The 9,943-nt window shown below is 52.4% G+C and carries 11 protein-coding genes; 8 read left to right on the top strand and 3 right to left on the bottom strand.

What is annotated here, in order from left to right:
* The first annotated feature begins 140 nt into the window (after positions 1–140).
* From QZR18_RS07965 to QZR18_RS07945, 5 genes are all read left to right on the top strand, one after another.
* Positions 141–719 (top strand): YagU family protein, encoded by a 579-nt coding sequence (locus QZR18_RS07965; protein ID WP_178704528.1) that lies wholly within the window; start codon positions 141–143, stop codon positions 717–719.
* Positions 720–813: 94 nt separating this feature from the next.
* A complete protein-coding gene (locus QZR18_RS07960; protein WP_178704525.1) occupies positions 814–1,509 on the top strand; it encodes a DUF4191 domain-containing protein in 696 nt (231 codons plus the stop codon).
* Between the two features lie 133 nt (positions 1,510–1,642).
* Positions 1,643–2,572 (top strand): ABC transporter substrate-binding protein, encoded by a 930-nt coding sequence (locus QZR18_RS07955; RefSeq protein WP_178704522.1) that lies wholly within the window; start codon positions 1,643–1,645, stop codon positions 2,570–2,572.
* A 35-nt stretch (positions 2,573–2,607) separates the two neighbouring features.
* Positions 2,608–3,504 (top strand): amino acid ABC transporter permease, encoded by an 897-nt coding sequence (locus tag QZR18_RS07950; protein ID WP_178704518.1) that lies wholly within the window; start codon positions 2,608–2,610, stop codon positions 3,502–3,504.
* The gene (locus tag QZR18_RS07945; RefSeq protein WP_178704515.1) at positions 3,501–4,277 is read left to right on the top strand and encodes an amino acid ABC transporter ATP-binding protein; all 777 of its coding nucleotides are present in this window, start codon (positions 3,501–3,503) and stop codon (positions 4,275–4,277) included. Before QZR18_RS07950 ends, QZR18_RS07945 begins: the two co-directional genes overlap by 4 nt.
* Positions 4,278–4,320: 43 nt before the next feature.
* Here the strand turns inward: QZR18_RS07945 and QZR18_RS07940 are convergent, their stop codons facing one another.
* The 3 genes from QZR18_RS07940 to QZR18_RS07930 are packed head-to-tail and all read right to left on the bottom strand — an operon-like array spanning position 4,321 to position 8,548.
* A complete protein-coding gene (locus QZR18_RS07940) occupies positions 4,321–5,349 on the bottom strand; it encodes a GNAT family N-acetyltransferase (protein ID WP_178704512.1) in 1,029 nt (342 codons plus the stop codon).
* A gap of 15 nt (positions 5,350–5,364) precedes the next feature.
* Entirely contained in the window at positions 5,365–6,384 is a 1,020-nt protein-coding gene (locus QZR18_RS07935) for a GNAT family N-acetyltransferase (protein ID WP_178704509.1), read from the bottom strand.
* A gap of 55 nt (positions 6,385–6,439) precedes the next feature.
* Entirely contained in the window at positions 6,440–8,548 is a 2,109-nt protein-coding gene (locus QZR18_RS07930) for a type IIA DNA topoisomerase subunit B (RefSeq protein WP_178704506.1), read from the bottom strand.
* 150 nt (positions 8,549–8,698) lie between these two features.
* On the opposite strand from QZR18_RS07930, the gene QZR18_RS07925 reads away from it, so the two are divergent.
* The 3 genes from QZR18_RS07925 to QZR18_RS07915 are packed head-to-tail and all read left to right on the top strand — an operon-like array spanning position 8,699 to position 9,920.
* Entirely contained in the window at positions 8,699–8,920 is a 222-nt protein-coding gene (locus tag QZR18_RS07925; RefSeq protein ID WP_019126091.1) for a hypothetical protein, read from the top strand.
* Between the two features lie 60 nt (positions 8,921–8,980).
* Entirely contained in the window at positions 8,981–9,436 is a 456-nt protein-coding gene (locus QZR18_RS07920; protein ID WP_009409333.1) for a YbjN domain-containing protein, read from the top strand.
* A gap of 16 nt (positions 9,437–9,452) precedes the next feature.
* Positions 9,453–9,920, top strand: coding sequence for a YbjN domain-containing protein (locus QZR18_RS07915; protein ID WP_178704503.1), 468 nt, complete (start codon positions 9,453–9,455; stop codon positions 9,918–9,920).
* Positions 9,921–9,943 lie beyond the last annotated feature (23 nt).

Below are 9,943 nucleotides of genomic sequence, written 5' to 3'. Positions count from 1 at the left end.
ATTTCACCTTGTCACAAACCCGACGACATTCTGGCGATCTACGTTCAAATGTGAGAAACTGTCAACCGATACGCGAGGTTGCATCGTCTTACGACGTTCTCGGTATCCATACTCTGCAGTATCGACAGAAATGCCTGAAGATGTTTAAAAACCTTTTCAAAAAGACTGATCCCAAACGTCGTCGCATTGGCGCAGCCACAGTCGCCGGTGTAATTGGCGGTCTCTTTTCCGCGATCGTCAAGTTCGGATGGGAAGTTCCCTTCCCGCCTCGTACCCCCGAACGCAACGCAACAAACCCGCCACAGATGCTCCTCGAGCAGCTCGGGATGACCCCCGACCAGGTTCACACAACAGTTTCTTTCAACGGAAACGATAACCTGCCGATTTATTCTTTTATCATCCACTTCTCCTTCGCGATTGTCTTTGCGCTCTTCTACTGCATCGTCGCGGAATATTTCCCCGGAATTAAGCTCTGGCAAGGTGCCGCATTCGGTCTGCTTGTCTGGATCGGGTTCCACCTCGTTCTGATGCCTCTCATGGGTACAGTCCCCTCCCCCTTCCCCTGGGTTGAAGGCGGACAAAGTTGGGCTGAGCACTTCTCAGAAGCGTTGGGACACATTGTGTGGATGTGGTCAATCGAAATCGTTCGCCGCGACCTGCGTAACCGCATGACTCACGAACCCGATGCAGAGGTCCCTCTGGCCGCTGCGACTCGCTGAGATAGCGGAACGAATCGGGGTGTGGAGATCAAATGGTCCCCACACCCCCTTTCACATTCTGTGACAGACGAAAAACCGCTAAGATGGACCCGTTATGAGCGAAAACAGCACACCCCAGAAAAAACGGCGCTTCTATCACAATCTGATGGACGCTTACCGAATTGCCGCCCGTACCTATCCTTGGATCGGATGGCTGATGATCGGTGTTACGGTCGTCGCAACTGCACTTGGAGTTCTAGCTGCGGCACTTATCCACGGTAGCTGGTTCTCACTCATCCTCCTAGGCCTGCTCATCGGCGTTTTGATCTCGACGATCATCTTGTCGACTCTTACCGAACGGGCAACATACGCCCAGGTCGAAGGAACTGTCGGCCAGGTATACATGGTGATTAGCCGCATCCGTAGCGGTTGGATTGCCAATCAGCAGCCAATCGCCGCAAATCCCGAACAAGATCTCGTTTGGCGTCTTATCGGCCGTCCGGGCATTGTGCTCATTTCCGAAGGCCCCAGTTCCCGTGTTCGCACCCTCCTCGAACAGGAACGCAAGAAGGCGCAGCGAATCATGCGTAACGTCACCGTTACCACCATTCAGGTTGGTACCGAAGAGGGACAGGTTCGCTTAGCGAAGCTTCAACGTGAACTTCGCTCACTCAAAAAGACGCTTACTCGTGATGAAGTTCCCCTGGTTAACCAGCGTCTGAGCGCCCTGGACCGCACGTCTGCACCAATCCCCAAGGGAATTGATCCAACCCGCATGCGTCCCAACCGGCGCGCACTGCGCGGACGCTGATCTTTCATTTGAGGCCTGTGAACCACGTTGTTCACAGGCCTCAATTTTTGTGTGCGTGTTCACCCACAACCAAATTATGCATAATATGCATTTTGATGTATGCTTATTTCATCAGAACTCAAGGAGAGACATCATGAACACAAAACTTATTGCAATTCCATCCATTCTGGTACTGAGCGCAGCAGGTATCGCAGCTTGTTCAAACCCCGACGAAAAGCCTGCAGCAGATGCTTCAGCATCCACCTCTCAGGCCGCGGATCTCAGTTTCGATACCTCATCGATCAAAGCTGTCCCTGAAATTGAGGCATTGGTTCCCGAGTCCATCAAGAAAGCGGGAGTGCTGAAGAACGGCGCATCAATCGACTATGCACCGGCAGAGTTCTTCAAGTCGGATGGCAAGACCCCCACCGGTTATGACGTCAATATGGCAGATGCAATCGCGCATGTGATGGGCCTGAAGGGCGCAACTACGGAGCACGCTGAATTCGCGACAATTATTCCCTCGCTTGGCACCAAGTTTGATATCGGTATTTCTGGCTTCACGATCACTGCTGACCGCGAGAAGGAAGTCAATATGGTCAGCTTTATCGAAACTGGTACCGCCTTCGCAGTTGCAAAGGGCAATCCCAGGAACTTTGATCCAGCGCACGTGTGTGGAACAACTGTTGGTGTCCAGAATGGCACCTTCCAATTCGACTACATCACTCAGCTCTCTAATGACTGCACCGCTAAGGGTGAAAAGGCTGTGAAGATCATGCCTCACGACCTTCAAACTGACATTGCTGTGCGTGTAGCCAGCGGTCAGTATGACGCAACCCTTGCCGACTCCCCCGTTATCGGCTACACCATTGAGCAATCTAATGGTTCGCTCGAACAGGTCGGAGACGTCGTCGAATCTGCACCGCAGGGAATCATCGTTCCTAAGGATAATGAGCAACTCACAAAGGCCATTCAAGCAGCTGTTCAGTACCTGATGGACAACGGATACGTTGAGAAGATCCTCGCAACCTACGGATCGAACCAAGGCGCACTCAAGACCGCAGAAATTAACCCTCAGGTCTGATATTTCCTCGCTAGTATCTTTAAGGAATTCACGTTATGCCCGAAAAGACCAAAGACGGGGTGGAGTTGATCCAATCCCGACCTGTCTTCCACCTAGGTCGTTGGATCAGCGCGTTTATCGTTGGACTCTTAGCATTGGGATTGGCCTACATCCTTGTCACAAACCCCAAATTTAGGTGGGATGTGGTGTGGGAATGGCTCTTTTCAAAAATGATCATCACCGGCCTGATGATGACGATCGTCTTGACGGTTTTATCCATGGCACTTGGCACGGTGCTTGCCATCACCATGGCGATCATGCGACAGTCGATAAATCCCGTTTTACGAGGTGTAGCTTCTGCCTATATTTGGTTCTTCCGTGGAACGCCTATCTATACGCAGCTGATTTTCTGGTCACTACTACCGACTCTCTACCAGACAATTAGCTTGGGAATTCCAGGAACAGATTTCGGCTTCTCCTTCGAGACGCGCGACTGGTTCACACAATTTTGGATGGCATTTATCGGGCTCGGCCTCAACGAAGGCGCTTACCTTGCCGAAATTATCCGCGCAGGACTGCTCTCGGTGGATAAAGGGCAATGGGAAGCGGCAACGGCACTGGGAATGTCACGTGGGAAGATTTTCCGTCGGATTATCTTACCTCAAGCTATGAGAGTGATTGTTCCGCCCATTGGCAACGAGACGATCTCAATGCTCAAGACCACCTCTCTGGTCAGTGCAATCCCCTACACTCTTGAGCTAACCTACGTTGCGGACCAAAAGGGACAAGAACTATTCCAGCCAATTCCTTTGCTTATTGCAGCTGCAATTTGGTATTTGGTTGTCACCAGTATCCTCATGTGGATCCAAAGCCACATCGAAGCTTACTTCGGCAAAGGATTTGATCCTGACGCTCAGTCTGTAGATACGAGTTTCATTGAGGTAACACCATGACAGATCAGTCTGCGCTCATTCAAATCCGCGGAGTCCATAAGTTTTTCGGCGACCTCCACGTCCTGCGCGGGATAGATCTCGATATCGCCAACGGCGAGGTCTGCGTGATCATGGGTCCGTCAGGCTCAGGTAAGTCGACGCTACTGCGTTGTCTCAACCAGCTAGAGACAATCTCTGCGGGAGAAATCTTCATTGATGGCGAGCTTTTGGGATACCGAAAAGACCCCTCAACGCGGGTGCTCTACGACCTAACGGACAAGCAAATCGCTAGCCAGCGCTCGCAAATCGGCATGGTTTTCCAACGTTTCAACCTCTTCCCGCACATGACTGCCATAGAGAATGTCATGGAAGGCCCGATCCAGGTCTTGGGGCGCCCTAAGGAGGAAGTTGCACGCGAAGCCCAGGAGTACTTGGAATTAGTTGGTCTGGGAGACCGCCTCAACCACTACCCTTCGCAGCTTTCTGGTGGCCAGCAGCAGCGCGTCGCAATTGCTCGCGCCTTGGCGATGAAACCCGACCTCATGCTCTTTGACGAACCCACTTCTGCCCTAGATCCCGAACTCGTCGGTGAAGTCCTGAGCGTTATGCAGGATCTCGCAAAGGCAGGAATGACGATGGTTGTCGTCACCCATGAGGTTGGTTTTGCGCGCGAGGTGGCTGATCATATCGTCTTCATGGACGGCGGAATGATCGTTGAAGAAGGAAGCCCCGAAGACGTCATCGTGAATCCACAAAATCCCCGTACTCAGGAGTTCTTCTCAAAGGTCCTCTAACAATGAAGTTCTGAGCAATCCCGGATATCTCAAAGATTCAGTCTTAAGAGATATCCGGGATATCTATTGCGTAAAGTCGCTGCTGACCAACCACTCGAAAACCCAGATATTCAAAAACCGATAGCGTTGCAGAACCTTCAGTTTGAGCAATTCCCGTTGCGATAAGATCCATACCGTCTCGTGCCTGTGCACGCATCGACGCTACTACCAAGGCATCAAGAACCGGGGTATTCCTCCACTCGTCTCCAACACCGATATGGTCGATATACCCTTCTTTCCACCCCAGCGCAGGCCAGTCTTGCTCATACTTCGAAACAAGCGTAAAACCGGCAATCCGCGGGCGATCAGAGCGCCGGTCCACCGCGATATAGGACCATTCGGGAGCGAAAGAACTACGTCCCATCGTCCATTGCTCTTCAGTAAGAGCAGCTCGGCCTTGCTGTTGTGCAATAAGGTTTGCCGCGCGTAGCAGCTCATCATCCCATGAAGGGCTCCACTGCTCGATCGTGATATACGAACCGAGTGAGGGCGCTTGCGGAAGTGGGTCGAGTTTTGCGCGTAGGTCGTAATAGGTACGTTCCCAATGGAAGCCTCGGTCCTTGAGCGCATTCTCAAGTTCGTCTTGCCAATTTTCGACAAAACTCACGATCGCGCGCTGGCCAGTATCTTCATTTAGCTCAAGCATTGAACGCGCAGCGGCAATTTGCCATTCAAGCAGAGAACCACCTAAACCGATTCTGCGAAAATCGGGGTCAACTCCGCCTTGACAGACACATTCAATACGCTCGGAAAAGCGCAATCGTGTCTGAGCGAAAGCGACCATTCTCCCCTGCGCGATTCCTTTCGTCGCAAAAGCCGCAATCCCCCACCAAGACGAGGCCGGAGAAAGCATTTCTTCGACTTCTACTAAGGCCGTACGATAGGGAGGATTATCTCTTGCCTCCATTCGCGCGAAAAGAGCGCTCAGGGCATGAAGGTCACGAGGGCCCAGCTCGCGCCAGACGATTCCGTGGTGTTCTTGAGGGAAAGGAGGATATGCCTCGACTCCCCTATCTACTTGATATAAAGCCATTAACGAGTGTGCGCCCTACTGATCAATACTGTAAAAGACACGTGTACGGTCGTTGAGGAATCCCAGATGTTCATATACGGCTTGCGCATGTGTTGGGCTCTTAATATCCGCATCAATCCCAATTCGGCTCATCCCGTCTTGCGCAGCAGCGTGCGTCGCAGCGGAGACCATTGCCGAGGCTACACCGTTTCCTCGATATGCCGGCGCAACACCAATGGTGTTGATATAAGTCTCAAGACGACCGTGGGCAATCCAGCTTTCTGCGGGACGACCGGACATACAGTAGCCAGCAATTTCATCATCATCACTCAGGGCAACAAAAGACCAGCGATCTTCGTAATCTTCGAGTGCACGCTCCCACCAAAAATCTCGAGCTTCGGTAAGAGGGTGATCCGCAAAAACTTCGGAATGCACATGATGGAGCTTGGAGAAAGAAACCTCACTCATAGGCACAATATGTAGCCCTTCGGGTACTGGACCACGGCCCTCTGAGCCTTCTAGATCGCGATACATCACTTGGAACATATGCTTCGCATAAAAACCCGCAGCGATATACAAACGACGACGATCGGTCATATGCCCGTCGACCCAGTTTGCAATAGACGCTGGAAGTTCACAGTCCGCGCCAAAATGCTCAACAAGCATTTGGCGTGCACGCCCGTCCTGCCAGTGAAGCAAAGAACGGCCAACACCACGGCCTCGCCATGATGGGTGAATCACCGCGTTAACAATCGCTACCGCGGCCTCGGTTAGGCTGGCCAGAATCTTCACAGAACCAAGAGCGACAATACCTTGGTCCTGGGCAATGCCCACGATTACTTCGAGGGGTGCAGCACCGCACTGTCCTAATGCCAGGTCAGCGATTTCTTTCGACGAGGTCCTGAAAATCGCGTCATCCTCTTTCTCAACCTGACGAATCAGCTCAGCAACAGCCCCAAGATCCGAAGGGATCAGAGAGCGCCAGCGCAGACCAAGATGAGAACCTGGATAAGAGACGAGCGCAGGCGGTTTTAAACGCTCCGCAAGTCCAGTCATGCAGATATTCTACGGGATTACGGGCCTTCAGTCCCACTTGAGCGGATCGCTGACCTTATGCGTCAATACGCTCGCGATCAATTCCTGCTGCTTCCTCAACAATAAAGTCGCGTCGAGGACCAACAACTTGTCCCATAAGGAGCTCAAATACATCTTCCGCCTGACGCAAGGCAGCTTCATCAGCCAAAGTGATCCGACGAAGTGCACGATGGGCTCGATCCATTGTTGTCTCAGCTAGCTGATCGGCGTCCATTTCGCCGAGGCCCTTGTAACGCTGAATAGGTTCTTTCCACGTTCGACCCGCCTTACGAAGAGCGGCAAGCTGGCGGTGAAGTTCCTCTTCTGAATACGTATAGATAAACTCGCGAGATTTGCGTCCTTTACCCGCTACCTCAATGCGGTGCAAGGGAGGTACCGCAGCATAGACCCGACCGGCTTCAACCATCGGTCGCATATAGCGGAAGAACAAGGTGAGAAGCAGTGTGCGAATGTGCGCCCCATCGACGTCAGCATCAGTCATCAAGATGACCTTACCGTACCGCGCCTGTTCAATATCGAAAGTTCGTCCAGAGCCCGCTCCGATCACCTGGATAATGTTCGCGCATTCCGCATTTGCCAGCATGTCCGCAGTTGAAGCCTTTTGGACATTCAAAATCTTTCCTCGAATGGGGAAAAGGGCTTGATATTGGGAATTTCTGGCAGCTTTCGCGGTACCAAGAGCAGAATCACCCTCGACGATAAAGAGCTCGGTCTGTTCAACGTCTTCAGAACGGCAATCTGCAAGTTTCGCGGGGAGCGAAGATGTCTCAAGTGCATTCTTCCGCCGTGAAATTTCTTTGTGGATGCGCGCGGAGACGCGCGCTTTCATCTCGCCGACAACCTTCTCAAGAAGTGCACTGGTCTGTTGTTTATCGTCCCGCTTGGACGATGCAAACTTCGTCTCGAGCCAATCCCCCACAACACGCGCAACAACCGTGCGAATCTGCGGTGTTCCCAAGATCTCCTTGGTTTGGCCTTCAAACTGAGGTTCTGGGAAACGTACAGTTACAACCGCTGTCATCCCCGCAAGAACATCGTCCTTTTCAGGGCGGCCATCTTTTGCACCGACCTTAAGCTTTCGCGCGTTTTTATCAACTTGGCTTCTCAGTACCTTCAAAACCGCCTGTTCGAAGCCTGCAACATGCGTTCCCCCCTTCGGGGTCGCAATGATATTAACGAAGGATTCCAGCTGCGCATCGTAGCCAATCCCCCAGCGAAGGGCACAATCAACTTCGCAGATACGCTCGGTTTCGACAGCACGAAGATGCCCGCTTTCGGGATCCAACGCTTGAACAGTCTCAGTGAATATTCCTTCACCTTGGATATGCCAGGTGTCAGTAACAGCACCGTCGTTAGAGAGCCAATCGACGAAGTCAACCACGCCACCATCAAAGCGGAATGATTCGTGGACGACTTCTTCCCCTCGCTCATCAAAGCAATTAATCGTTAGACCGGGCACCAAGAAAGCAGTTTGACGTGCACGCGCCAGCAAGGTTTCCCAAGTAAATCCCTCGTCGGATGGGAAAATTTGGAAATCTGCCCAGAAACGTACGCGCGTACCAGTCTTCTTTTTGGCAACTTTCCCGACAGTTTTCAAACGAGATTCATCGGTAAAGGGAGTGAATGGAGAATTCGGAGTGCGCTGACGAGAATCATCAAATTCACCAGGTTCACCACGCCTGAAACACATCTGCCAGGTCTTCCCGCCACGATCGACCTCGACATCCATTCGGGCAGAAAGGGCATTGACAACAGAAGCGCCAACACCGTGAAGGCCACCCGAAGCAGCATATGAACCGCTACCGAATTTTCCTCCAGCATGGAGCTTTGTGAAGACAACCTCAACGCCGGATAAACCGATGCCCGGCACCTCGTCGACGGGAATACCTCGACCGTTATCAGCAACCGAAGCCGAGTGATCGGGATGCAATCGAACATCGATTGTGTCGCAGAAACCCTCAAGGGCCTCATCAACGGCATTATCGATAATTTCCCACAAACAGTGCATGAGACCACGGTGGTCCGTCGAACCAATGTACATACCGGGGCGCTTGCGGACGGCTTCCAGACCTTCAAGGACTGAGAGGTGTCGCGCAGAATAGTCTGAGGCTTGGGTTTCACTCACCCCGATAGTGTACGAAGGACAATCAATTTATCGCGTATTTACGCACCGAATGCACAAAATTGTGACCCTTTCCAGCGAAAATTTCGGCCATTGGCAGAAAAGACGAAAAAGCTCGGCGAAATACAGCACCGGCATGGTCTTATAGATTCTATGAATACCGTAACTACTGAGAATTCACGCCAGACCCTTCCCCCTATCCTCACTGCTCAGGATCGCTGTGATCAATGCGGTGCTCGTGCGTGGGTTCGCGTGACCTTAGCTACGGGGACACTCAACTTCTGTGCTCATCATGCGAACCAGCACCTCGAGGCAATTACCCCAAAGGCTCTGGACATCATTGATGAGCGCGAGTTTGCCACCCAGCAGAGCTGACTTTTAGATCACATTCGTTTACCATTGTGGTGAAATTTCCCTTCCAAGGAGGACATACACATGGGTCTGTTTTCACGGCCAAAACCGGAAGAGAGCGCTCCGCTGACTCCGGCGATCTCTCAGGAAAGGCTCATCGCTCTTTTCAAAGAACGCGGATGGCACTACTTCGTCGATTCGGATAACGATCTCGGCGGCACCTGGGATGATGACACCTACTACTTCATGCTTCGCGGTAAGGACCAGGAGATTCTCCACATTCAGTCCATGTGGCACCTCTCGATTCCGATCGAGCGCCTTGAAGAGGTCCGCGCCTTCATCCGCGAATGGCACCGCCAAAAGCTCTGGCCGAAGGCCTACCATCGCATTAATGACGAGGGCGAGATTCGCATCTTCTGCGAAAACTCGGTCGACTGGGAACACGGTGCAACCGACGCACAGCTGAACCAACAGATCGCATGCGCGCTGGGAACTGGCCAAGAGTTCTATAACGAACTTGCCAAGGCACTGGGACTCTGAGAGGAAGGACGTCACTATGGGTTGGTTTGATTCCGCTGAAACGGGTGACTCGGTACGCCCCATCTCTAAGGAACGTATCGAAAAGATCTTCGACGGCCAGGGTTGGTACTACGGCCGCGATGATGACAACGACGTTTGCGGCCGCTGGGACGGCGCACCGTTCTTCTTCCTCTTCATGGGTCAAGAACAGGAAATCTTGCAGGTCACCGCACGGATGGCCGAAGAGGTCCCCGCTGAACGCGAAGATGAACTCGCAAGCGTCATCGAAGATTGGCACCGTGACCGCATCTGGCCGAAGGCATTTTATGCCCCCAGCGAGGCAGGCCCTCTTCGCATCATGACCGAGGTCAATGTTGATTACGAGCACGGTGCAACCGATGCGCAGCTTCTCCAGCATGTCAATTGCGCAATCGCAACATCGCTGTCGCTCTTCGATCACATTCGCGAGACCCTCGGTATTCCGAAGGAAAGCGACGAAGACTGATATTTAATATCAGTTGATATACA

It is taken from the genome of uncultured Actinomyces sp. (assembly GCA_900541895.1).
Taxonomy (GTDB): Bacteria; Actinomycetota; Actinomycetes; order Actinomycetales; family Actinomycetaceae; genus Pauljensenia.
Note: the sequence above shows the minus strand (reverse complement) of the source record. Positions and strands in the feature narration are given on the sequence as shown.

Excerpts from the sequence above, each read along its gene's own strand:
- QZR18_RS07965 (WP_178704528.1), top strand. The coding sequence starts at position 141 with ATGTTTAAAAACCTTTTCAAAAAGACTGATCCCAAACGTCGTCGCATT.
- QZR18_RS07960 (WP_178704525.1), top strand. The coding sequence starts at position 814 with ATGAGCGAAAACAGCACACCCCAGAAAAAACGGCGCTTCTATCACAAT.
- QZR18_RS07955 (WP_178704522.1), top strand. The coding sequence starts at position 1,643 with ATGAACACAAAACTTATTGCAATTCCATCCATTCTGGTACTGAGCGCA.
- QZR18_RS07950 (WP_178704518.1), top strand. The coding sequence starts at position 2,608 with ATGCCCGAAAAGACCAAAGACGGGGTGGAGTTGATCCAATCCCGACCT.
- QZR18_RS07945 (WP_178704515.1), top strand. The coding sequence starts at position 3,501 with ATGACAGATCAGTCTGCGCTCATTCAAATCCGCGGAGTCCATAAGTTT.
- QZR18_RS07940 (WP_178704512.1), bottom strand. The coding sequence starts at position 5,349 with ATGGCTTTATATCAAGTAGATAGGGGAGTCGAGGCATATCCTCCTTTC.
- QZR18_RS07935 (WP_178704509.1), bottom strand. The coding sequence starts at position 6,384 with ATGACTGGACTTGCGGAGCGTTTAAAACCGCCTGCGCTCGTCTCTTAT.
- QZR18_RS07925 (WP_019126091.1), top strand. The coding sequence starts at position 8,699 with ATGAATACCGTAACTACTGAGAATTCACGCCAGACCCTTCCCCCTATC.
- QZR18_RS07920 (WP_009409333.1), top strand. The coding sequence starts at position 8,981 with ATGGGTCTGTTTTCACGGCCAAAACCGGAAGAGAGCGCTCCGCTGACT.
- QZR18_RS07915 (WP_178704503.1), top strand. The coding sequence starts at position 9,453 with ATGGGTTGGTTTGATTCCGCTGAAACGGGTGACTCGGTACGCCCCATC.